The organism is Synechococcus sp. H60.3 (assembly GCF_047462295.1).
In the GTDB taxonomy this organism is placed as follows: Bacteria; Cyanobacteriota; Cyanobacteriia; order Thermostichales; family Thermostichaceae; genus Thermostichus.
In genome coordinates this window covers 1-23,293 of sequence record NZ_JANSIY010000033.1, presented here as the reverse complement: position 1 = coordinate 23,293, position 23,293 = coordinate 1, and the positions used below count along the sequence as shown (strand labels likewise).

General features: G+C 59.8%; 21 protein-coding genes, 1 pseudogene and 1 riboswitch. Of the genes and pseudogenes, 12 read left to right on the top strand and 10 right to left on the bottom strand.

Annotation, left to right across the window (positions count from 1 at the left end; translation table 11 throughout):
• Nucleotides 1-309: zinc ribbon domain-containing protein (locus NW841_RS05435; RefSeq protein ID WP_414385704.1), on the top strand; the 309-nt coding region annotated here is incomplete at its 5' end.
• A 94-nt stretch (nt 310-403) separates the two neighbouring features.
• Here the strand turns inward: NW841_RS05435 and NW841_RS05430 are convergent.
• From NW841_RS05430 to NW841_RS05410, 5 genes are all read right to left on the bottom strand, one after another.
• Nucleotides 404-1,762, bottom strand: coding sequence for a gluconeogenesis factor YvcK family protein (locus NW841_RS05430; RefSeq protein ID WP_414365777.1), 1,359 nt, complete (start codon nt 1,760-1,762; stop codon nt 404-406).
• Nucleotides 1,755-2,732: an RNase adapter RapZ gene (gene rapZ, locus NW841_RS05425; RefSeq protein WP_414385703.1), complete on the bottom strand. Its 978-nt coding sequence runs from the start codon at nt 2,730-2,732 to the stop codon at nt 1,755-1,757. The genes NW841_RS05430 and rapZ overlap by 8 nt, the downstream gene beginning before the upstream one ends.
• A 79-nt stretch (nt 2,733-2,811) precedes the next feature.
• Nucleotides 2,812-3,507 (bottom strand): endonuclease III, encoded by a 696-nt coding sequence (gene nth / locus NW841_RS05420; RefSeq protein WP_414365779.1) that lies wholly within the window; start codon nt 3,505-3,507, stop codon nt 2,812-2,814.
• A gap of 6 nt (nt 3,508-3,513) precedes the next feature.
• A complete protein-coding gene (rseP, locus tag NW841_RS05415; RefSeq protein ID WP_414365780.1) occupies nt 3,514-4,614 on the bottom strand; it encodes an RIP metalloprotease RseP in 1,101 nt (366 codons plus the stop codon).
• 111 nt (nt 4,615-4,725) lie between these two features.
• Nucleotides 4,726-4,968, bottom strand: coding sequence for a NifU family protein (locus NW841_RS05410; RefSeq protein WP_414385702.1), 243 nt, complete (start codon nt 4,966-4,968; stop codon nt 4,726-4,728).
• Between the two features lie 225 nt (nt 4,969-5,193).
• On the opposite strand from NW841_RS05410, the gene NW841_RS05405 reads away from it, so the two are divergent.
• From NW841_RS05405 to sppA, 5 genes are all read left to right on the top strand, one after another.
• Nucleotides 5,194-6,288 (top strand): PIN/TRAM domain-containing protein, encoded by a 1,095-nt coding sequence (locus tag NW841_RS05405; RefSeq protein ID WP_414365782.1) that lies wholly within the window; start codon nt 5,194-5,196, stop codon nt 6,286-6,288.
• A 53-nt stretch (nt 6,289-6,341) separates the two neighbouring features.
• Nucleotides 6,342-8,063 (top strand): sensor histidine kinase, encoded by a 1,722-nt coding sequence (locus NW841_RS05400; RefSeq protein ID WP_414365783.1) that lies wholly within the window; start codon nt 6,342-6,344, stop codon nt 8,061-8,063.
• Nucleotides 8,064-8,070: 7 nt separating this feature from the next.
• Nucleotides 8,071-8,910: a 16S rRNA (adenine(1518)-N(6)/adenine(1519)-N(6))-dimethyltransferase RsmA gene (gene rsmA, locus NW841_RS05395; protein WP_414365784.1), complete on the top strand. Its 840-nt coding sequence runs from the start codon at nt 8,071-8,073 to the stop codon at nt 8,908-8,910.
• A 48-nt stretch (nt 8,911-8,958) separates the two neighbouring features.
• Nucleotides 8,959-9,663 (top strand): 3-oxoacyl-ACP reductase FabG, encoded by a 705-nt coding sequence (gene fabG, locus NW841_RS05390; RefSeq protein ID WP_414365785.1) that lies wholly within the window; start codon nt 8,959-8,961, stop codon nt 9,661-9,663.
• 74 nt (nt 9,664-9,737) lie between these two features.
• Complete coding sequence (gene sppA / locus NW841_RS05385) at nt 9,738-10,544, top strand: signal peptide peptidase SppA (RefSeq protein ID WP_414365786.1); 807 nt, start codon at nt 9,738-9,740, stop codon at nt 10,542-10,544.
• A gap of 139 nt (nt 10,545-10,683) precedes the next feature.
• On the opposite strand, the gene raf1 is transcribed toward sppA, so the two are convergent.
• Nucleotides 10,684-11,781: a RuBisCO accumulation factor 1 gene (gene raf1, locus NW841_RS05380; protein WP_414365787.1), complete on the bottom strand. Its 1,098-nt coding sequence runs from the start codon at nt 11,779-11,781 to the stop codon at nt 10,684-10,686.
• A gap of 524 nt (nt 11,782-12,305) precedes the next feature.
• Nucleotides 12,306-12,746, bottom strand: a complete 441-nt coding sequence (locus NW841_RS05375; RefSeq protein WP_414365788.1) for a DUF4278 domain-containing protein — start codon at nt 12,744-12,746, stop codon at nt 12,306-12,308.
• A gap of 88 nt (nt 12,747-12,834) precedes the next feature.
• Nucleotides 12,835-12,926: riboswitch (Glutamine riboswitch) on the bottom strand.
• Nucleotides 12,927-13,162: 236 nt separating this feature from the next.
• Here NW841_RS05375 and NW841_RS05370 point away from each other — a divergent pair.
• The gene (locus tag NW841_RS05370) at nt 13,163-15,055 is read left to right on the top strand and encodes a cation:proton antiporter (RefSeq protein ID WP_414385700.1); all 1,893 of its coding nucleotides are present in this window, start codon (nt 13,163-13,165) and stop codon (nt 15,053-15,055) included.
• Between the two features lie 14 nt (nt 15,056-15,069).
• Here the strand turns inward: NW841_RS05370 and NW841_RS05365 are convergent, their stop codons facing one another.
• The gene (locus NW841_RS05365; protein WP_414378081.1) at nt 15,070-16,434 is read right to left on the bottom strand and encodes a CRTAC1 family protein; all 1,365 of its coding nucleotides are present in this window, start codon (nt 16,432-16,434) and stop codon (nt 15,070-15,072) included.
• A 94-nt stretch (nt 16,435-16,528) separates the two neighbouring features.
• Between NW841_RS05365 and rpsT the strand changes: the two genes are divergently transcribed.
• On the top strand, nt 16,529-16,831 hold the full coding sequence (rpsT, locus tag NW841_RS05360) for a 30S ribosomal protein S20 (RefSeq protein ID WP_414334928.1): 303 nt from the start codon (nt 16,529-16,531) through the stop codon (nt 16,829-16,831).
• 279 nt (nt 16,832-17,110) lie between these two features.
• Here the strand turns inward: rpsT and NW841_RS05355 are convergent, their stop codons facing one another.
• A complete protein-coding gene (locus NW841_RS05355) occupies nt 17,111-17,755 on the bottom strand; it encodes a transposase (protein ID WP_414385698.1) in 645 nt (214 codons plus the stop codon).
• A gap of 426 nt (nt 17,756-18,181) precedes the next feature.
• On the opposite strand from NW841_RS05355, the pseudogene tnpA reads away from it, so the two are divergent.
• Nucleotides 18,182-18,554 (top strand): annotated as a pseudogene (gene tnpA / locus NW841_RS05350) (IS200/IS605 family transposase).
• 62 nt (nt 18,555-18,616) lie between these two features.
• On the opposite strand, the gene NW841_RS05345 reads toward tnpA, so the two are convergent.
• Complete coding sequence (locus tag NW841_RS05345; protein ID WP_414378083.1) at nt 18,617-18,877, bottom strand: hypothetical protein; 261 nt, start codon at nt 18,875-18,877, stop codon at nt 18,617-18,619.
• Nucleotides 18,878-19,009: 132 nt separating this feature from the next.
• Between NW841_RS05345 and NW841_RS05340 the strand changes: the two genes are divergently transcribed.
• The 3 genes from NW841_RS05340 to uvrB all read left to right on the top strand — a co-directional run bounded on the left by NW841_RS05340 (nt 19,010) and on the right by uvrB (nt 23,167).
• Nucleotides 19,010-19,987 (top strand): CobW family GTP-binding protein, encoded by a 978-nt coding sequence (locus tag NW841_RS05340; RefSeq protein ID WP_414378084.1) that lies wholly within the window; start codon nt 19,010-19,012, stop codon nt 19,985-19,987.
• Between the two features lie 28 nt (nt 19,988-20,015).
• Nucleotides 20,016-20,876 (top strand): hypothetical protein, encoded by an 861-nt coding sequence (locus tag NW841_RS05335; RefSeq protein WP_414366501.1) that lies wholly within the window; start codon nt 20,016-20,018, stop codon nt 20,874-20,876.
• Between the two features lie 203 nt (nt 20,877-21,079).
• Nucleotides 21,080-23,167 carry an excinuclease ABC subunit UvrB gene (gene uvrB / locus NW841_RS05330; protein WP_414385696.1) on the top strand — a complete coding sequence of 696 codons (2,088 nt, stop codon included), beginning with the start codon at nt 21,080-21,082 and terminating at the stop codon, nt 23,165-23,167.
• Nucleotides 23,168-23,293: the final 126 nt, after the last annotated feature.

Genomic DNA, 23,293 nt, shown 5'->3' with positions numbered 1-23,293 from the left:
AAGCCGTCTCAGCGCTGTCCCAAGTGCGGTGCTGTTCACAAGGAGTGGGCAGAGCTAAGTAACCGTTACCATGTCTGTTCTGCCTGTGGGTTTGCGACACCGCGGGACAGGGGGACGGTGATGGTACTGTACAACGTTGCCGTTAATCGGCAACCGGGGCTGGGAACCCGCCTCGTGAGTCTTGGATGCTTCAGCTCTACTTCACAGACCCGGTACACGGGATCCACGGAGCAACTGGGGCAGAAGAAGAGACAAAAGCTCCGCTGCCAAGCGGGTGAGGAAACCCCACCCGCCTACGCGGTGGGGTAGTTCATAACCTCACGAATTAGGGGGATGCCAAAACTGGGCCGCAAGAATCTACTGGCTATGGCCAGCCCTTAGCAAGGTGGGACTGTGGGGTGGCTTAGCGGTGTCTGTCGAACCAGCGCATCAGCATCGCCGCCAGGCGTTCAGGGTTGTGGCGCACCAAGCCAGTCTCAGAATCCTCTTGCATGACATTGGCCAAGACAGCCCGACAGCCCAGGTAGGCCAGCTTATCCGGATCCAAGACCACAAACTCGGAACCGTTGCGGCGGTAATGTTCTAGGGCACGGGGGGAAGGGGGATCCCGTTGCACCAGGACAGCATCGAACAAGCGCACGCCCGCCACCCGATCCAGAGCCATGACGTGATCCCCAACGGTGTAGCCGTCGGTTTCCCCTGGCTCGGTCATAATGTTGCACACGTAGATGTGGGGTGCCATGTTCTTGGCCAAGGCTTCCACAATCTCCGGGATCAAAAGGTTGGGGATGATACTGGTGTAGAGACTGCCCGGCCCCAGCACCACAAACTCTGCCGCCTCGATGGCCTCGATGGCCTCAGGCAAGGCGGGAGGGTTGGGCGGGTCGCAGCCAATGCGACAGATGCGCCCCCTGGCTTTGGCAATGTTGGACTCGCCCACCACACGGCGGCCATCGCTTAACTCGGCCCAGAGGGTGACATCCGCCAGGGTAGCCGGCAGCACTCGTCCCTGAATGGCCAAGACTTGCGAGGTGGCGGTGATGGCCCGAATCAGGTCGCCGCCGGTAACGGCGGTGAGGGCGGTGATGAACAGGTTGCCAAAACTGTGCCCGCTCAGCCCTTCCCCAGCCTGGAAGCGGTATTGAAACAGCTCCGTGAGCAGCTTTTCTTCGTTGGCCAAGGCGGTAAGGCAGTTGCGGATGTCGCCGGGGGGCAACACGCCGATCTCCCGCCGCAAGCGCCCTGAGGAGCCGCCGTCATCGGCCACAGTAACAATGGCGGTGATGTTGGAGCTGTAGCGCTTCAACCCTCGCAGCAGGTTGGAAAGGCCGGTGCCGCCCCCCAGCACCACAATGCGAGGGCCACGGCTCAGGCGTCGCCGCAACAGGAGCTTATCCACCAGCGCCTCGTCTCCTTCTGGGATCAGCACATCTTCGATGGAGCGCATGGCGCTGCGGAAGCCCAGCACCACCATCACCAGGCCGATCCCGGTTACTAAGGGGCCGCTGATGGTGTTTGGGATCCAGGTGGTGATCAGGCGCAGGGTGATGTCGATTAATCGCTTGAGGCGAAAGATGGGGGTCAGCTCTGTCCAGATGGCGATGCCCAGCACCATCAGCAGCACGCCCCCCACGGCCAGGGTGAGCCAGCGCTTGACCGCCAGACCAGGGAAGAGCCATTTCCAGCCATTTCCCGGCCAAGCGGCCTTGCGACGGCGAGGCCCCCCCACGGTGGACTTGTTGCTGAGCACGGGCTTAGTCATGGGGAGGTGCAGGAAAACCGGCCAAAGGGATCCTAACCTGTTGCTGTTCTACGCCAGCGTCAGGGGGGGGCGGGCCAAAGCGAGCCTCCAGCTCTCGCTGCGAATCCAGCAAATGGCGGTGCTGCACCTGGATGTTCAGGGCAGGCAGGGCAGGGTTGTCGGTGGGGACGGCCCAAGGCCGCAGATCTTGAGCCAGGCGCTCCACCAGAGCCACAGAGCGGTGTTGCCCGCCGGTGCAGCCGATGGCCACGGTTAGGTGGGGCCGTCGTTCTGCTCGGTAGTGGGGCCAGAACGCCTGCACCAGAGAAAAGATCTGCCGGTAGGTGGATTGGGTAACTGGATCCGCAAAGAGGAACGCCTGCAGAGGCGGATCCTGGCCGGTCAGGTGGCGCAGATGGGGCTGAAAGAAGGGATTGGGCAAAAAGCGCACGTCGAACAGCAAGTTGGCATCGAGGGGAGCACCGTACTTGAAGCCGAAGCTGACCAGCCTCAGGTTGAGCGGCTGCGGGATCCCGTGGGCCAGGGCCTGTAATTGCTGCCGCAGTTGCTGGCTGTCCAGCTCAGACGTATCCAGAAGGTGGGTGCAGCGCTCCCGCACGGGGGCCAGATCGCGCACTTCCTGCTCAATGGCCTCCAACAGGCCAACGCCAGGGTGGTAAGGGTGGGGGCGGCGGTGGGCGCTAAGACGGTTGAGCAATACCAGAGGACGGGCCTCCAGAAAGAGGAAAGGGATCCCTTGCGCTTGCCGCCAGCGGTCAAAGGCAAGGAACTGCTCCCGATATTCCGGGATGTGGAGGTTTAGGCTCACCGCCAGAGCAGGGTGGCGAGGCCGCATCGCCTCGATCAAAGAAACAGCCTGGTCAGGCGGGATCCCTTCCAAGCCGGTGTAGCCCAGTTGTTCCAATTGCTGGATGGCCAGGGTTTTCCCAGATCCCGTCAGCCCAGCGATAACCAGAACAGGCAAGGTCACGGGGGTCGGTCTAGTCGGTTGATCGTCCATGCAGCCTATTCTAGGGCGAGGGGAAGCCGAAAAACCGGATGCCAAGCGCTCAAGTCTGGGAGGCTGTTGCAGCTTCTCTGTCCGTTTTCCCCGCCGGTCTCAGGAGGGGAGCGCTGGGGCAGAGATCGGCCAGAAAACACTGGTCGCAAAGGGGTTTACGGGCGGTGCAAATGGCCCGCCCATGGTCGATCAGGCGAATGGACCAATTTTCCCAGTCGGCTTGCGGCAACAACTGCATGAGATCCCGCTCGATGCGCACGGGATCCTCGTGCTCGGTGAGGCCGAGGCGACGGCTGAGGCGCTTGACGTGGGTATCGACAGTCACGCCGGCGTTGATGCCAAAGGCATGGGCCAGCACCACATTGGCCGTCTTGCGGGCCACCCCCGGCAGAGTGAGCAGCTCCGGCATGGTGCGCGGCACCTGGCCGCCGAAGTCGGTCACGATCTTGCGGCAGGCCTCTTGGATGTGTTTAGCCTTGTTGCGGTAGAAGCCGGTGGAACGGATCAGGGCCTCGATCTCCTCCCGTGGGGCTGCCGCCAGCGCCTGGGCATCGGGAAAGCGGCGAAACAGCTCCGGCGTAACTTGGTTGACCCGCTCGTCGGTGCACTGTGCAGACAAAATGGTGGCCACCAGCAGTTGCAGCGGCGTTTGGTAGTGGAGGGCACAGGTGGAGTTGGGATAATGGCGCTTCAGCCGGATCAGGATCTCCAAAGCCCGCTGGCGCAAAGCCCGCTTGCTAGTCATCTGCAGCTAGCCCGACCCGGTGACAATGGCAAGGGTGTCCTTAAAGATCAGCACTACCCCCAGACCCAGCAGCAGCACCAAGCCCGTCTGCATCACCCGTTCCTCCAGTTCTCTGGGCAGCCGCTTGCCGCGGATCGCTTCCAGGATCAAAAAGGCGATGTGACCCCCATCCAAGGCGGGCAGGGGCAACAGGTTGAGAATGGCCAGGTTGATGCTGATCAAAGCGGTGAAATTAAACAAGCTGGCCGCGTCATCCCGCGCCAAGTCGGCACCAATCTTGACAATCCCCACCGGCCCGGATACCTGGGTGGCCGTGTTTTGGAAGTTCTGCAGGAGCTGCTGCAGGCCACTGATGTTCATCATCACCAGGCGCTGGTAGGCATTCCCGGCTTCGGCAAAGATCTCTGCCAGGCTCTGGGCCGGGCGCAGTGTCACCTCTTGGTTGGGGGCCAGGTTGACCCCAATGGCCACCACCTCTCCCCGCATCTCGGGAATCACCGTGATCTCCAGAATGGGATCCCCTTCCCCTCGCTGCACCTGCAGGGGGACGGGCTGGTTTTCGCTGCGGCGGATCAACGCCTGAAAATCATTGAGAGCTGCCAAAGCCGAGGTCTCGTCGGCAACTGTGCTGTAATCGTGGTCGGCCGCCCGCAACACCACATCTTCCGCCTGCAAGCCAGCTTGCTCCGCCGGGCTATCCGGCATCACCTGAGCAATGAGAATGCCAGGCTGGATGCGCGTAACCGAGGGGATCCCCACCGAAGCAAACATCAGCACCAGCACCAGGTAGGCAAAGGCCAGGTTGGCCATCACCCCCGCGCTCATCACCACCAGGCGATCCGCAACAGGGCGGTTCTTCAGCAGATCCGGGTCGTCGGGCGGGTAGGGGGAGCGCTCGTCATCGTCGGGAAAGCCCACGTAGCCCCCCAACGGCAGGGCGCGAATGGCGTACTCCGTCTCCTTGCCCTGGTAGCGCCACAGCACCGGGCCAAACCCCAGCGAAAAGCGGTTGACGTGGATCCCTTGGAGTTTGGCTGCCGCGAAGTGTCCCGCCTCATGCACCAGGATCAGCAGGGCGAGGATGGCGATGGAGAGGAGGACAGGCATGGGCTGGCTTGAAGGAAAGAAGGAAAAAAGGTCAAGAGGCAGAGAGTCACAGCGACGGCTGCACCTGCTGCCCTAGGGAACCAAGATAACAGACCAGAAGCGGCAGAGCCCTCAGAACACCTGTTCTACTTCCAGGATGTCAGGAATGCTCTCCCGCAACTTGCGCTCGATGCCCATTTTTAAGGTCAGGGTGGAACTGGGGCAGGCGCCACAGGCCCCCTGTAGGCGCAGCTTCACCACCGGGCCGTCGATTTCCACCAGCTCTACATTGCCGCCATCGGCTTGCAGGTAGGGGCGCAGCTCGTCCAACACTTTTTCCACATTTTCGACGTTCAATTCCAGTGCTTGTGCCATAGTTGCTTCCAGCTTTGCTGAGACCTTGCCTAAGACGTTGATTGTAGCCATTTCTCGCCTCACCCCCCAAGCCAGGGAGGGATGGCCTTTCTTCAGCATAGTCTCCTTCTTTCGTGGTGGGGGATGAGATCCCTCTCTTCAGCCAGAAGACTAGAATAGGAGTCGGATTTGCCTATTGCGAGTAGCAGACCCAAGCATATTCTGAGCAGGGGCGCTTTCTTCGCCATGTTAGATGTCTTGCTGATTGGGATCTTCATGTTGGCCGGGGCAGGTCTCGGATTCTACGGCCTGGATCTGCTCCCTCCTGCCGCCATCCAGGGGGCCAATGTGGAGGGGGCGCGCGTGGTTACCAGCGGCTTTGGTGTCCTGGCGGGTTTGGCTTTGGGATCCCTGGTGCGCTGGGGCTACCGCCGCTTCGAGGCCAATGTACGCTCGCTGCCGCCGGATGTGTTGATCAGCCGCTCGGTGGGGCTGGTGATTGGCCTGGTGATTGCCAATTTGGCCATGGCTCCTGTCTATTTGTTGCCCCTGCCCCAGCAGCTCAATAACTTTATTGAGCCACTGGCCTCCATCTTTTTTAGCCTGTCCTTTGCCTACTTGGGGGTAAGTTTGGCCGATACCCATGGCCCTGCACTCCTGCGCCTGTTCAACCCCAACTACGCCCTGCAGGCGGCGGCAGAAGGCAGTGTGGTGGCGGCCAGCGCCAAGGTTTTGGACACCAGCTCGATCATCGACGGGCGCGTGGCCCAGTTGATCGAGACGGGCTTTTTGGAGGGGACGCTGGTGATCCCTCGCTTTGTCATCGCGGAGCTGCAAACCATTGCCGACAAAGCCGATCCGCAAAAACGGGAGCGAGGTCGCAGAGGGTTGGATACGCTGCAAGCGCTGCGCCAGTCTTACCCCGAGCGCTTTGTGATTCACGAAGCCAACTACCCGGATCTGACCACCGTGGACGAGAAGCTGGTGCGCCTTGCCCAAAATGTGGGGGGAACGCTGGTGACCACCGATTACAACCTGAAAAAGGTGGCCACGCTGCAGGGGATCAAGGTGCTGAACGTGAACGAGCTGGCCGAAGCGCTGCGACCCATCTACATTGCTGGCGATAGCTTCGAGATCAAGATTACCCGCGAAGGCAAGGAGCCGGGCCAGGGGGTAGGCTATCTGGAGGACGGCACGATGGTGGTGGTGGAAGAGGGACAGCGCTCTCTGGGCAAGACCCGCTCTGTTGTGGTGACCAGCGCCATTCAAACCTCGGCGGGCCGGATGATCTTTGCCCGACTCAACAAGGACTCCAGCCCAGCTTCCTCTGCGAAAACCTGAGGCTTCAGGCCGAAGAGCTCTGTTTTTCCGACGCAATGATGGCCTCTTCCCCAATGGGTGTCCTCCAACCAGATCTAATTTTCTACACCCAGGATCGCCAGCAGCGTTTCTGGAGTTTTTATTGGGAGGGTGCTGAGAACTACGCTATCTACCCGCCGCAGATCCTGAGCGGACAGCAAAGCTGGGAGGTGGCTAATGCGGAGGAGTACCAAGCCAAGCTCGAGCAGGTGTTTGCGAGTGGGGATCCCTTGCAGCACCAGTGTCAGGTGATCTCTCCCCGCTACAAGTTGCACTTGCATCTTTGCCTCAACCCGGTGCGGGACATGGAGGGGGAGGTGGTGGCCGTCTCGGTGGTGGGCAAGGTGTTGGGGGCAACGCCTTTCAACTTGGCCGGCGGAGCCAGCAGCTCTACTGCCCAGCCCCATCCCCTTCTGACCAACCCGGTGCCGGGGATCACGGCCCAGTTGCTGCGCAACATCGGCCACTCCCTGGATATCCGCGAGCTGTGCCAGCAGACGGTGGAGCAGTTGGGGCAGTTGTTTGGGGTGGATCGCTGCCTGTTGGCCCTCTACGAAGTGGGGCAGGACTCCCTCACGGTTAACGCCGAGTACCGCCGCAACCCAGGGGATCCCTCGCTGTTGAACCAGACGTTGCGTCTGGCGGATCACCCGCCTCTGCTGCAAGCCCTTCGTCAAGAAGAGCCGGTGGTGATGGGACGCCATCTGGCCATCGCCATGTCTTACCGGGGCTATGCCAACAGCCTGCTCTGGCTGGAAGTGTTGCCCCCCAACGAAGCCCCCGTCTGGCAGGCCGGCCACCTCCAGGTGCTGCAGAGCATCGCCACCTACCTGGGCACGGCGATTGCCCACGCCATCTTGCTGGATCAAAGCCGCCAACTGGCCACTCGCCTGCAGTTGGCCAACCAGACACTGCGCCAGAAAAACAAAGAGCTGGAGCAGGCCCGTGCCCAAGCAGAATCGGCCAACCAACTGAAAAGTCAATTCTTGGCCAATACTTCCCATGAGCTGCGCACCCCTCTCAACGGGATCATCGGCTTTATTAGGCTGGTGCTGGACGGAATGGCCGAAAGCCGAGAAGAGGAGCTGGACTTTTTGCAGGAAGCCTACCGCTCGGCCCTGCACCTGTTGGCCTTGATCAACGACGTGCTGGACATCGCCAAGATCGAGGCAGGCAAAATGCAGTTGGAGTTTCAGCCCTGCGACCTGCAAGTCCTCTTCAAGGATGTGGAGGCCAAAACCAGTTTGCAGGCCAGTCAAAAGGGATTGCAGCTCAGCTTCTACCTGCCCCCCACGGCAGAGCCCATTTTGCTCTATGGCGACTACCAACGCCTGCTGCAGGTGATGCTCAATCTAGTGGGCAATGCCATCAAGTTTACCCCCAGGGGTTCTGTGACGGTGCGAGCAGACCTCCTGCCGGGCGAGCCGGGGATGGCCCGCATTCGCGTGATTGACACCGGGATCGGTGTGTCGTTGGAAAAGCAGCAGAAGCTGTTTCAGGCCTTCACCCAGGTGGATGGCTCCACCACCCGCCAGTACGGAGGCACCGGCTTGGGCTTAGCCATCAGCCAACGGCTGGTGGAGGCGATGGGGGGAGAGATCAACTTCTATAGCCTGGGCGAAGGGCTGGGATCCACCGTCACTTTTACCGTGCCCCTCTACCGCCAGCCGCTCCTGGGCGGGGAGGCGAGCCCAGCTCAAAAAGGATCCCCCGAGGATACAGATCCCAACCTAATCTCCTATCCGGCCCAGTGCTGATCCAGCAATGCCCTATCCCCGCAAACGGTTTGGCCAGCATTGGCTTAAGGATCCCACGGTTCATGAGGCGATTTTGCGGGCTGCCCAGTTGCCGCCCCCTCAGAGGGATCCTCCGTGGGTTCTGGAGATCGGCCCTGGCACTGGGCAGTTGACGCAGCGGTTGCTGGCCCAGGGCGTACATGTGGTGGCAGTGGAGATCGATCGAGATCTGTGTCGGCTGCTGCAAAAGCGCTTCGCCGACCAACCCCGCTTTCACCTGGTGGAAGGAGATTTTCTTCGCCTGCCGCTCCCGCCTCAGCCCCGCCTGCTGGTGGCCAATATCCCCTATAACCTCACCGGCCCAATTTTGGAGAAAGTGCTGGGATCCCCGGCCCAACCGGTGAGGCAGTTTGAGCGCATCGTCTTGATGGTGCAAAAAGAGCTGGCTGAGCGCCTGCAGGCCGGCCCTGGCAGCAGGGCCTACGGTGCTTTGAGTGTACGGGTGCGTTACCTAGCTGAGTGCGAGCTCATCTGCCGCGTGCCCCCCAGCGCCTTCCGGCCTCCTCCCCAAGTGGAATCGGCAGTGGTTCGCCTCACTCCCCGCCCTGCCCCCATCCCCGCCCGCGATCCCCGCTGGTTCTCCCAACTGGTTTGCCAGGGCTTCTCCACCCGCCGCAAGCAACTTGTCAACGCTCTAGGAGGCCTCGTGGATCGCCAGACCGTGGCCGCCGCTCTCGCCCAGCTCCGCCTCAGCCCCACGGCCCGTGCCGAAGAGCTGGATCTGCCCGATTGGCTGGCCCTGAGCGATCTGCTACTGGAGCAGACACCTAGGATGGCTGCCGTTTCCGGCGAGGGAAAACCGCGGTAGGGTGAGAGGGAGTCCTCAAGGGTTTTTCACCAGATTCCAAAACAACCTATGCTCAACAACCAGGGCAAACAGATCCTTGTAACTGGCGGTACCGGTGGGCTGGGGTTGGGAGTAACCCCCGTGCTCCTGGACACAGGGGCAGAGTTGATCTTGACCTACCGCCAAGAAGAGGAGTTGGCTGTCTTGCGGCAGCGCCTGCCGGCCAATAGCCTGGGCCAGGTGCGCTGTGTGCAGGTGGATTTGCTGAACGAAGCCGCTGTGGCACAGCTCATTGACGATCTGCCCCGCGTTGATGGCTTGGTGCACCTGGTGGGCGGCTTTGCCATGGGCCCCACCCACGAGTACAGCTTAGAAAATTGGCGACGTGACTTTGACCTCAATCTCACCACCACTTTTTTGGCCTGTAAGCACAGCCTGCGCAAGATGTGGCAACAGGGTTATGGACGGATCGTGACCGTGGCCTCCCGAGGGGCGGTAGAGCCGGGATCCCAACTGGCCGCCTACTGTGCTTCCAAAGCGGGGGTGGTGGCCCTGACCCGCACCATTGCCGCCGAAACCAAAGGCACTGACATCACCGCCAACGCAGTTCTGCCCAGCATCATCGACACGCCAGCCAACCGGGCTACCATGGGCTCCGAGCAGGCGGAGCTGTGGGTAAAGCCCGAGTCTATCGGCCAGGTGATCGCCTTTTTGGTCTCGGAAGCGGCGCGGGATCTGAGAGGGGCAGCGATCCCGGTGTACGGCAATGTCTAAGCTGCTTGGTTGACCGCACCCCCAGACGGCCTTCATGATACGAGGGTAGAGGCTTATTTTCGTGCCGTTTTCTTATGCTGAAGCGATTGTTCTCGGGGGGCTGGCGTCGGCAAATTGGCCGCATTGAGGTAACAGGGGTGATCGATGGCAGAACCCGGGAGCGGGTTCTCAAAGCCTTGAAAGAGGTGGAAGAAAGACAGATCCCGGCAGTGGTGTTGCGCATCGACAGCCCCGGTGGGACAGTGGCAGACTCCCAGGAAATCTACAATGCCCTCTCGCGCCTGCGGGAACGCAAGGGCACCCGCATTGTGGCCAGCTTTGGCAACATCGCTGCCTCTGGGGGGGTTTACATTGCCATGGGAGCCGAGAAAATTGTCAGCAACCCCGGCACCATCACCGGCAGCATCGGCGTCATTATCCGCGGCAACAATCTCGAACGGCTGCTGGACAAGGTAGGGATTTCCTTTAAGGTCATCAAGTCCGGCCCCTACAAGGATATCCTTTCCTTTGACCGCGAGCTGACCCCAGAAGAGCGCAACATCCTCCAAGAGTTAATCGACATCACATACGGCCAATTTGTGCAAACCGTTGCTGCCGCTCGCCGGCTGAGCGTGAATGTGGTCAAAACCTTTGCCGATGGCCGCATTTTCAGCGGCGAACAAGCTCTGCACCTGGGCGTGGTGGATCGCCTGGGCACAGAAGAGGATGCCCGCCTCTGGGCCGCGGAGCTGGCAGGGCTGCCGCCCGATGCGAAGTTCTGCGATCTACTCCCACGGCGCAGGGGTTGGGCTCGCTTGCTACCGGCGGCAGAGGCATTGGCGCGTCTGCAATTTGAGGTAAGCACCTCAGGCTTGCCCTTGTGGCTCTACACTGGTTCGTGAGAGGTGACCTCCAGAACTGTGAGGATTGGTTCTTCCGCCCCCAACCCTTATGCCGGCATAAGAGAAAAGCAAAGCCGGAAGCCGCTTTGCCACTCGTTCCTGGCCGGGGGCTGGGGGTGGTGCATCTGGCTTTCTGAAGTTATTCCTCTATTTGCCAGGGATCCTGTGCCAACTCCTCGTCGAAGATGCGGGGGGGACGCACTGCCATCAGCACCTGGCCCAGCAGGGGAGAGGGGGGCAAATTCTCTATCCACTCCACCGCCACGGCTCCCTCCCGATCCACCAGGAAAACCCCCGCCATTCCTTCCCAGGTACGAACGGCGCGATCGACCACCAGCAAAATTGGATCCTGTTCTTCTTCAGGTGCCACCGGCCAGCCCAACAGGGATCCCAGCAAACCATTCTCCACCTGCAGGGCGACTGGGTCGGCGGCCCTTTGAATGGCTGGCCAAGCGGGCAAGGCCATCCACGTTTGCCCAGCCACGCTGGTGACCCAACCAAAAAGGCCTTGAGGCTCAACGGCAGGGATCTGCTCCCAGGTGGCAGTAGAAAGAGGCAGGGATCCAGCCACCGGCATCAGGCGGGGCAGATCCTCTTCCGGGCGAAACACCGAAAGCCTGGGCAACGGCTTGCGCTGGGGTTGGGAGCCGGGAGCCAGCGTCGACAAGAGCCGCTCAACCTGTTGGCGGGCCGTTTCGCTGTGGGCATACTGAAAGGCGCGGCCAATGGCCCGGGCTCGCTCCTGTAGATCGCGGGTTTCCTGGGCAGTTTTCCAGGCTTGATAGGCCACCGCATCGCCAGGGTGATCCGTGAACCCTTCCGGGAGCTGCCGCAGTTGGGCATAGTTCTTCATGGCACGGGCGATCTCGTGCGCCTCATCGGCACCTAGGTTGCGGCTGACAATCAGCTCCGCCACCCGGACGCGATCCTGGGGCGAGAGGATGCGCAACTCGTAGAGGATATCGCTGCCTTTTTGGGCAAAGTGCTCCAAAACAGCTAAGCTGGCTCCTGCTTTCGCCATTCCTTCGTAAACCTGGGCGGCGACAATGATCTGGTTTTGGCGGACGGGCTCAAACCCAGTCGCCTCGAAGATGGCCTGGGGAGTCACTTTCTGTCGTTGCAAGCTTTGGCAGGCCTTTGCCCAGTCCAGCCACCCCCCCTCTTTGCGCCGCAGCCGATCCATCAACAGGCTGGGATCTTCCTCCGGAACAGAGGATTCCGGCAAATGCTGACTCATCGCTAGGCTTCCTCCGCAACGACAATAGCCCAAAATAAACTACCCCACCGCCTAGGCGGGTGGGGTTTTAGCGCTACGCGCCGCTGACGCGAATAGTAGCTCTGCAGTTGGCAAGCCAACCACGAACCCCCCTCTATCCCCCCGTATACAGAGGGAAGGGGGGCAGGCTGGTTTATGGCAGCCCCCCAAAAGTGCAATCACATTCTTGACTCCTGCTCTTGCCGCCTTGTAGCGCACAAACTGCCTCAACGGGCAGAACGCCCCTCGCGCTAGCGGGCCGTAGGCCTCACTGTTCAACCGCCGCCGTTCTGTCTAGCTGCGCGGCTGTTGGTTGACACGTTCCCCCTCCCGCCAGCGAACCTTAGGCCTTGGTTGCGTCCAGCTTTGGGGCTCGCGACGCAGCCACCTCGAGCTTGCAGGAGATAGTCAGGACTTGGGTCATACTTATTAGGCGCCATCCCTCCCCACCGTACCGTATGGACGGTGGGGTACCCCGCCTATTGCGATGAACTTTGGTGGGCACACTAGCTCATGCTGACCCGGCTACGGTCGTAGTTGAGCCGAAAAGTGGGATGTACCTTCCCCTGGATGCGGTTCCAGAAGTTGCGCACATTGACGTGCAGGCCAACCCGCTCTGTGCCACGCACCAACATGGCTTGCTGACGAATCCGAATCGCGCGTTGGTGGCCCATCATCAGGCGGCGAGCCAGCTCATCCAGAACGTGAGAACGGCCAGGAGCAGGTGCCTCGGCTGTCTGAACGGTTTGAGCCGGCGCTGCAGCAGCTTCGGAACGATAGGCCACACCCCGATAGAGCAGGTCAAGGTTGGTGGGCAAAACCACCGGCTTGCTCAGGTGGCGGAACCGCCAGTCCAGCCCCCGATAGCGACCCCCCACTTTGCCCGGAGAAACAGTCACCGTCGCCGGTGAGTGGGTGTAACCAACGCCACGGTAAGAGAGTTCCATGATCTTCGCCTCCAAATGTAATGGTCTGCATCCACTTCACTTCCTGAGGAGTGACCCGGGATGTCCCGTGGACAGTCCCAGGGGTTGAGGCGCGTTCCTTCGGGATAGCTCCCTACTTCCGTCCTCCGGCTGCCGTCTTGCTCCTTCCTGGATCGAACAGCACGCGAGAGGATGAACGATTTCTATCTACGTTCTGTATTATAAGCTACGGTTTTGAGGTATCGCTATCAACTTTTAACAAAAATTTCTCCTGATCCCCTGTCTGGCTGCCCGAGAACCCCTACTGGGGTGCAGGGGATCCCCTTCGGGAGCCGGTTTCAGCGTTTTGGGCTGGGCCTTCTACCCTCTCGAGAGGTGAAGAGAGGCATTATCGTGGAAGAATACTCAGGATTGGCTACAAAAGTTCATACTCCTCGGTGGGTGTCTCTGTGCAGGAAGACTTTCGCCTGATTCTGGACATCGTGACGGTGTTGGCGGCAGCAGCGGCGGGTGGCTTTCTGGCAGCGCTGCTGAGGCAGCCGGTGTTGCTTGGGTACCTCCTGGCGGGGATCCTGGTGGGGCCAACGGGTCTGGGGTGGATCAAAGAAGTGGTGCAGGTGGAAACTCTGGCCCAGTTCGGGGTGACCTTTTTGCTATTTACCTTGGGGGTGGAGTTTTCCCTCAAAGAATTGCGCCAGGTGCGGGGGATCGCCATTGGCGGCGGTGCCTTGCAGATCGGCCTGACCATCGCGATCACAGCGGCGCTGGCGGTGGCCAGCGGCTGGCTGACGCCGGTGCAGGGGATCTTCCTGGGGGCGGTGCTCTCTCTGTCTTCCACGGCGGTGGTGCTCAAAAGCCTTACCGAGACCAACCAGATGGGCACGCCCCAAGCTCAGGCCATGCTGGGGATCTTGATTGTGCAGGATCTGGCGGTAGGGCTGATGCTGGCGGTGTTGCCGGCTTTGGATTGTCCTTTGCCGGAGCTGGCGGGATCCCTGGCCAAGTCCCTGGCGGAGATCGGCCTGGTGGGTCTGGGAGCAGTGGTGGGCGGGATGTGGCTGGTGCCCGCTTTCCTGCGGCTTTTGGCGCAGCAGGAGAGCAAAGAAGTGTTTTTGCTGGGGGTGATCAGCCTCTGTGTGGGGATTGCCCTGTTGACGGAGCGGCTGGGCATTTCCAGTGAGATCGGGGCTTTTATCGCCGGGCTGATGATCTCAGAAGTGGAATACGCCGACCAGACCCTGGCTTACGTAGAGCCCTTGCGGGATGTGTTTGCCGCCCTCTTTTTTGCTGCCATTGGCATGCTCATCGATCCCAGCTTTATCGCCGCCCACCTGCCCTTGATCCTAGGGTTAGTGGGGCTGGTGATGGTGGGCAAGTTTTGCCTGGTGGCCCCTTTGGCCGGTCTGTTCGGCTACCCGCTCCCCTCAGCGGTGTTGGTGGGGCTGGGCCTCTCGCAGATCGGCGAGTTCTCCTTTGTCTTGGCCAGTGAAGGGCAGGCGCTGGGGCTGGTGTCGCGGCAACTCTATTTGCTCATCGTCAGCACCACCGCTGTTACCCTGCTCGTCACTCCCTTTCTGCTCAGGGGCGCGCCGCGACTGCTGGCAAACTTACAAGGGATCCCCTTCTGGGACCGTTGGCTGGAAGGGAGCGAGCAGCCCCGCGCTCTGGCTCCCGACGCTCCCCAAGAGGGGCACGTGGTGGTGTGCGGCTATGGACAGGTGGGGCAAGACATCGTGCGCATCCTGGAAGCCCGTCGCCATCCCCTTTTGGTGATTGACCAGTCGGAACGGGTGATCCAACAGTTGCGCTCGCGCGGGATCCCCTATCTCTACGGCAATGCCGCCAGCGCCCTGGTGCTGGAGAAAGCTTGTCTGTCCCAAGCTCGCGCCCTGGTGATCGCCCTGCCGGATCGCCTGAGCATGCGCCTCTGCTTGAAACGGGCGCTGGAACTGGCGCCCCACCTGGATGTGGTGGTGCGGGCCACCCATGAAGAGGACATCGAGCAGCTCTATCAGTTGGGAGCCCGAGAAGTCGTCCACCCGGAATTTGAGGCCAGCCTGGGGTTGTGCAGCCATGTGCTGCTGAAGCTGGGCGAGCCCCTGGAGGTCATCCAGCAGGAGATTCTGGCCATCCGCAGCAGCCACTACCGCGATTTGCGACCTCTCCACCCCAGTTGCCTGATCCCCACGCCTGTCAGTTGGCTGACACCCCCTTCTCCCCCCCTCCCCGCTCCTGCCAACGGCAGCTCACCTGAGGTGCTGGCCTGGTGGGAACACTGGCAGCGCCCCGTGCAGCCGGAATGGGCAGGGATCTCAGGCTCCGCTGAGTAGATCTCTCAGGGGAGCTAGCCGGGATAAGGGATCCGCAGGAGCTGGTTGACCGGCGGGCGAGCCACCTGCAACTGTTTTCCGTCCGGCCACTGGATCTGGATTTCCTTGACCAGCGTTTCGGATCCCAGGCCAAAGTGGGCCACCGGCTCCATCTGACAGAGGTAGCCGCTGCCGGCATCGATGGGACGGATCTGCGTGCGAGTGGGGGTGATCAGCCGCACCAGGGCGCCGCGGGCCGGGGATCCTTGGCGAGTCAGGGGCAAGACCCTTAGCCAGTTGTTGGCATTAGCCAGGGGGCGGTAGAAGCTCAGGGGCTGGGCGCCTGATTCTCCGTGGGCAATGAGCAGCTCCAGGCGACCGTCCCCATCCACATCGGCGACTGCCGCTCCTGTTCCCAATCCCTGCGGCTCGGCAGCCTCTCCAATGTCAATGGCCTGCCAGCAGCCAGAGCGCCAGCCAAACAGGCGGTTGGGCTCGCCGATGTTGTTAAAAAACAGCTCCGGGTAGCCGTCGTTGTCGAAGTCGGCAGCAATCACCGTGCGAATGCGGGAGGGCCTGGCCAGCTCCGGCGGAGCCACGTTCTTAAAGATGCCGCTAGGGGTTTGGATCCAGAGGCGATGCGGCCCTTCCCAATTGCCGTAGACCAAGTCCAGCCGCCCGTCCCCATCCAGATCCACTGCTGCCACGCCGCGCCCGTGCTCGCCGGGATCCGCCAGCCCCACTTCGGCGGCAATTTCTTCAAAGGTGCCATCCCCGCGGTTGCGAAACAAAAAGTTGGGCCCCTGCTCGTTGACAGCAAAAATGTCCATCCGCTGCGAGACCAAGGGCAGGGCCACCAGCCCCCGCCCGCCCGTTACCCGGTTCACCCCCGCCTCTGGTGCCACATCGGCAATCATTTGGCCGGAGGAAAGCTCGTAAAGGCGCATGGGGCCGCCGTAGTTGGCCACGAAAAACCCGTACCGCCCCTGGCCAAAGCGATCCACGCAGGCCACCGAGCGACCGGCCGTCAAGTTGAGGGCATCTTGGTTGTGGGGTAGAGAGAACAGATCCACCCAACGGGATCCCTGCCAGTCGAAGAGGCGATCCCCAAAGCGCTTGCGCCCGCCGAAGGTATCGGTATTCAAAACATAGAGTTCTTCTTGGCCGTCGCCGTCGAAGTCGCCGGCAGCCACCCCGATGGCCATCCGCCCTGCATCGGCCAGAGTATCGTCCACCAGATCCATCAGCGCCTGGCCGTTCCACTTCAAAACCCGATTCGGGCCGCGGAAGCCGCACACAAACAGCTCAAAAGCCCCGTCCCGATCCACATCGCAAACGGCAACCCCATAGAAAAGGGCAGGGGGGTTGAACTGGAGGAGGGAGCTGCAATCTTGAAACATGGGGATCTCGTCGGGCGGATAGGAGAGGCAGGAACTGGTGGAGCTCCAGACTCTAATGGTATGCTAGATCTCCGCCGTAGCTTCCCTCTCGACCATGCCACGCATTAAATCTGCCATCAAGCGCGTCAAGATTGCCGAGCGAAATCGGCTGCGCAACAAAGCTACCAAAGCCATGGTGCGCGCGCTGATGAAAAAAGTGATCTCCCTCTCCTCTACTTACGCCGCCAACCCCCAACCGGAAACCCTGCAGGAGATTCAAGCGGCGATGAGCGCTGCCTTTAGCCGCATCGACAAAGCGGCCAAAACAGGGGTTCTCCACAAAAACACAGCCGCCCGTCGGAAGGCTCGTCTATCTCGGATTGTGCAACGATCCCTGGCCGCCACAAGTGCCTCCTAAGACAGGGTTTTGGACAGGCGGAGCCCAAAGGTCTCTACTGCTGCCCCGGAAGCAAGCTTAAGCATTTGCCTACCGAGCTTTTTTGACACTCCCACCGACTAAAGTCGGGGGATTCTTACGCAGTCCACAGACGGACTCGCAAAGGCACTGTCAAGACGCCCCTAGACAGTCCCTTGAGACAAAGCCCCAAGGTTCTGCTTACCTTCCTCAGTAGGTTAGCGGCAGCATTGGCATCTGCGTTAACCAGCAACCCTGCTGCCGTTTGGTACAGCCCCCGCTTTACTCGCTTCCCAGATGCTCGCCACCCGTCGGGTTTTTCACCATAGTTAGGTAGCTCCTCCCCATCCAATCGGTGGGAATGAAGACAAAGCTCTGGTTGTTAACCTCGCCTAGGTTGCACTCTTGCTTTTGCCCTTGGTTCCAGCCAAAGATAATTCTCCCAATAGAGTGCTCTAGGCAGGAGTTGACAACCCAAAGAGCGGCTTTGTTGACGGCATCCCGCATCCTACGATTTCTTTTCTCGGTGATACAACCCAGGTGGCGAGACCAAAAGCCCTGCGGTTTATTGGTTCTGAGCCTAGCCACCTCTTGGTTGTACCCCTGGTTAAAGGATTTAACCTTGCGCCCGTCGATGATGAAGCTGTGCCCTAGATTGCTGACACAGGTAAGCCAGTTGTCAACCCCATGGTCAATCGCTAGCGTCTTTGTTGGGCCAAGGGACTGCGGTTGAGGAGGCTTGGCATACACCCACTCCAGGTAAAACACCCCATGGCGGGGCAGAATCCTCAGTTCCTTGATGCTCTCCCACCGCAAGTTGGTGGGGAACTGCACCCAGAAAGCGTCTAGGCCAAACCAGGCCTTGACTTGCTTGCCCACTCTGACCTGCTCTTCTTGGAACTTTGGCCATTGCTTCGGGTAGGCCACGGGGAACAGTCCAGCCTTACAGTACTGTGGCAACCTGGGCTTTGGATCCGGCTGCACTTGCAAAAGCGACTTAAAGCTCGTTAGTGCTTCTGCTACCGATTTGCAAGTCTGCTGTGCAGAGGAAACGTACATCGCCATAAAGTGTCTATTTTTGGCTCTCACCCTCTCTCTGCAGAGCTGGGCATAGTTTACCAGTCGCTTGGTCTTGAAAGAGACTTGGCGAGCATAGTACAGAGCGCAGTTGTAGACCTTGTTGGACTGCTGGCAGAGGTACTCCCGTAGGGCTACTAGCTTCCTGTCCTGAATCAGAACCTGTTGGCATCCATATTTCATTTTTTGTTGATAAGCAGTATGATAACTACAGCTTGGCACAGATGATTGTCAACGAGAAAAGAAAGTCAGCGGTACAACCACTAAAACCATGCTGTGGGATTAGCAATCGTCCATCTAGTTTTTGTCCTAAAAGGAGAAAAAAGTTTTAGTAGAAGAGGTGAGGAATAGGCTGTTTGAGTTATGGCAGGAATTGTCTAGTGAAAAGGGTTGGCACGTCAGAGCCATTGAAGTAGCTCCAGACCATGTTCATTTGTTTCTTGAAATAAAGCCTACCGACCCTGTTCATTTGGTGGTCAAAGCATTCAAGGGCAGAGCCCCCAGATATTTAAGAGAGGAATTTCCTAGCCTGCGAAAACTCCCTAGCCTTTAGAGCAGAAGTTATTTCTTCTGTACAGCAGGGAATGCTAGCGCTGAGGCGATCCAAGACAACGACCCGCACATTGGTGAGCGGCTAAAGCTGCTCTAAGGCTTTTCCGCCCCGCATTACTCGCGTCAGCGGCGCGGAGCGCTGAGTACGGGGCTACCAAGCTACTCTGCGGTGTGGTGACCCACCAGCGCCACCAGTTCCTGGAAGCGGCTTACCCGCATCGGCAAAAGGACGCGATCCCCCCTTCGGCTGGGTAGTACACCAGGCCCCCTTGGTTGGTGGAGCGGGGTTCGAGGCGCTCGACATCGGCCCAGCGGATCTGCCACTCCTGGCGCAGCCAAGGCGGGGTAGGTGGCTTCCCTACCCACCTCGTCCACCTGAACCTGCTGGCTCAGGGATCCCAGCAGCAGCCCCCAGCCCACCAGCAGCGCCGCCCTTAAGTCCAGATCCTGGAGAGCTGGCCCTGGAGCTAAGCTAGTAGAGCCTCCGGAGAACCGGAGAGAAGGGTTTGTTGGCCACTTGTCGATTGAGTCTTGGGTGATTGATATGGAGATATGAAGGCTCAGCTTCCGGTTACGATTTTGACAGGCTTTTTGGGCAGTGGTAAAACCACGCTGCTCAAGCGCATCTTGCAGGAGGAGCACGGGCGGCGCATCGGGGTTATCCTCAACGAGTTTGGCGAGATCTCCATCGATGGCGAACTGGTCAACATGCCCGAAGGAGGGCTGATGCAGCTCAGCAACGGCTGTCTCTGTTGCACGGTGCGGGAGGATCTCGAACGGGCGGCTCGCGAGCTGCTCCAGCATGCCCAGGCGTTGGACTACCTGGTGGTGGAGACCAGCGGCGTGGCGGATCCCAGGCAGGTGGCCGAGCTGTTTGTACAGAGAACCTTCCACGAGGAGCTGCGTCTGGATGGGGTGGTGACCCTGGTGGATGGGGCCGAGTACTGGCGCAACTTCCGGCGCTCCCAAACCACCGCCCACCAGATCAGCAGCGCCGACATCTTGCTCCTGAACAAGGTAGATTTGATCACCCCAGCCGAACAAGAGCAGATCCTATTAGATTTGCGTCGCTACAACCCCGACGCTCCCTGTCTGCCCACCACCCACGCCCAGGTGCCCTTGGCCCGCATTTTGGATGTGCACGCCTTTCGCCCAGAACTGTGGGATCCCAAGCTCTCTGCTGCCGAGGCTGAAGGTCACGCCCACCCCAGCCACCATCTGGAAGAAGACGGGATCCAATCCCTGAGCTTTCAACTGCAGCAACCGCTGGATCTGGCGGCCTTCCGCGATTGGCTGCAAGACCTGCCGGAGACGATTTTTCGCGCCAAGGGGGTGCTGTGGGCTGCAAACGAGCCGCAGCGGGTTATCTTTCATCAGGTGGGCCGACGACAAACCCTCTTCTTGGAGCGGGAGTGGGATCCCAGTGAGCCGCATTGGTCAAAAATTGTCTTCATCGGTAAGGAACTAGAGCAAGAAGCGCTGGCCGCCGGCCTCAGCCGGCTGTGTCGGGCAACTGCCGCCTGCCCATGAGTCCAAGTTTTGGGATGGGATAACCGCGATGGCCCGCAGCAAACTTTCAGAACAAGAACAACAGCAAATTGTTAGCTCCTACCGCGGCTCGGCGGCCACTGCTGCCGAATTGGCCGAGCAATTCCGGGTGAGCGTTACCACCATCACCCGTGTCCTCAAGGAAAACCTCGCTGCCGACGAGTACCAGCGGCTGATCCAGCTCAAACGCTCAGCAGCTCGCCGCAAAGACACGGGCGAGGAACCCGCCCTTCCCCTGGACGGTATGGAGGGGCAACAGGTCTTGCCCCCGCAGAGGGCTGCCGACGCCTCCGATCTCAGCGATGTAAGCGAAGGGGAGAGGATCCCTGGCGACAGGACGGCCACGGTGACAGAACTGGCCCCCGAAGAATTGCCGGCCCAGCTCGTAGCCGAGCTTCAAGAAGACCTAGAAGACGACGAGGACAACGAGCTAGAAGACGAAGAAGACGATGACGATGAAGAAGAGGATGACGACGATTTTTTAGACGACGCGGCAGCGGTGCCCTCAGAAGATCCGCTGGCGGATCCCGTCCATCACATCCAAGTACTCCCCCTGGAGGAGCTCGACCTGCCCGAGACCTGTTATGTTGTGGTGGATCGCTACCAAGAATTGACCACCCGCCCCCTCAAGGAATTTCTGGGACTGGGATCCCTGCCCATGGAAGGGATCGAAAACGCCAATACGCTGCCGATTTTCGACAACCACAAGGTGGCTCGGCGCTTTTCCGAGATGAGCCGTCGCGGCAGCAACACCTATCCGCCCTACCGGGTCATCCAATTTCCCGGATACATTTTGGAGATCGTACGCCCACAATTGCAAAAGAAAGGCATTACTCATCTGCTAATGGATGGACAAATTTACAGCCTGTGAGGTGTAGCCGCTGAATCCAACTACAGCTTGCTCCTTCGTCAGGAGATCCAGCACACAGACGGAAACTCCACCTGGACAAGGGTTTTGGCTTATGTGACGATATGAGACCTGACCAAGCAGGCTGTAACTGCCCAGTTGCCGAAATTAACAGTCTTAACCAGAGCACTCAACCAAAGATCCTCAAAAGATCAAGGGATAGGCCTATGTCGGAGTTTCAACTGGTTTCTCCCTATCAGCCCACGGGGGATCAGCCCAAAGCAATTGCTGCTTTGGTAGAGTCGATTGCGGCAGGGCATCGCTTTCAAACCCTGCTGGGGGCAACTGGGACCGGCAAAACGTTTACCATTGCCCATACCATCCAGCAAGTCGGCAGGCCCACCTTGGTGATGGCCCCCAACAAAACCTTGGCCGCCCAACTGTGCAACGAGCTGCGAGAGCTTTTTCCCTACAATGCCGTCGAATATTTCATCAGCTATTACGACTATTACCAACCGGAAGCCTATGTGCCCAGCACCGATACTTATATCGCCAAGTCTTCTTCTATTAACGATGAAATCGACATGTTGCGGCACTCGGCCACCCGCTCCCTCTTTGAACGGCGGGATGTTATTGTCGTGGCCTCGGTAAGCTGTATCTACGGCCTGGGCATGCCGGAGGAATACCTGAAGGCTTCCATTCCCTTTCAAGTCGGCCAGGAGATTAACCAGCGGGAGGTCTTGCGGGATCTGGCCAACATCCAGTACGAACGCAACGACCTGGAGCTGGGGCGGGGGCGGTTTCGCGTCAAAGGCGATGTGCTGGAAATTGTGCCGGCCTACGAAGACCGAGTCATTCGCATCGAGTTTTTTGGGGACGAGATTGAGGCCATTCGCCTCATTGATCCAGTGACGGGCGAGATCCTAAACAGTGTCAGCGCCCTCAGGGTTTATCCGGCCCGCCACTTCGTAACGCCAGAAGCTCAGTTGCAGCAGGCGATCCTCAACATTGAGCAAGAGCTGGAAGAGCAACTGGCTTTCTTTCGCCGCCAAGGCAAGCTACTGGAGGCCCAACGCCTAGAACAGCGCACCCGCTACGACCTAGAGATGCTGCGGGAGGTGGGCTATTGCAACGGCATCGAAAACTACTCCCGGCACTTGACGGGGCGCAAAGAAGGGGAGCCGCCTGCCTGTTTGGTGGATTATTTCAAGGCCAACGATTGGCTCTTGGTGGTGGACGAATCCCACGTCACGGTGCCGCAGATCCGTGGCATGTACAACGGCGACCGCGCCCGCAAACAGGTGCTGGTGGATCACGGCTTTCGCCTGCCCAGTGCCCTCGACAACCGCCCCCTCAAAGCCGAGGAGTTCTGGGCCAAAGTCCACCAATGCGTCTTTGTTTCCGCCACGCCTGGCAACTGGGAACTGGAGCAGAGCGGAGCCCAATTTGAAACGGTGGTGGAAAACGGCAAACCCCTGAAGTTCTACGTGCCAGGCACCGGTCGGGTTATAGAGCAGGTCATTCGGCCCACCGGGGTGGTGGATCCCGAGGTGCACGTGCGCCCCACAGCCGGGCAGGTGGAAGATTTGCTGGGCGAGATCTATTTGCGGCTGGAGCGCTCGCAGCAGGGGCCTGCCGAACGGGTGATCGTGACCACCCTCACCAAACGCATGGCCGAAGATCTCACCGAATACCTTCAGGAACGCAGCATCCGCGTTCGCTATCTGCACTCTGAGATTGCCCCCATCGAGCGCATTGAGATCCTCCAAGATTTCCGGGAAGGGGCCTTTGATGTGTTGGTGGGGGTCAATTTGTTGCGGGAAGGGTTGGATTTGCCGGAAGTCTCCTTGGTGGCCATTTTGGATGCGGACAAAGAAGGATTTTTGCGGGCGGAGCGCTCCCTAATCCAGATGATCGGGCGGGCAGCGCGCAATGTCCGTGGCACGGTGGTGATGTACGCCGATACCCTGACCGGCAGCATGGCTCGGGCCATCGCCGAAACCCAGCGCCGCCGCGAAATTCAACTGCAATACAACCGCCAACACAACATCACCCCTAAGCCCATTGTCAAGAAAAACAGCAACGCCATTCTGTCTTTTTTGGCCATCTCCCGCAAACTCAACAGCCAAGACCTGGAAAAAGCCTTTCAAGCTGCAGACGAGATCCCGCTTTCGGAGATTCCAGAGCTGATCGGCCAACTGGAACTGAAGATGAAAGCAGCCGCCAAAAACCTGGAATTTGAAGAAGCTGCGCAACTGCGAGACCAAATTAAAAAGCTGCGCCAACGCCTTTTGGGCCACCATCAGAACACATGAACTACCCCACCGCGCAGGCGGGTGGGGTTTCCCCATCCGCTTTACGGCAAGATTTTTGTCTCTTCCTCTGCCCCAGTTGCTTCATCGATCCCGTGTACCGGGTCTCTGAAGTAGAGCTGAAGCATC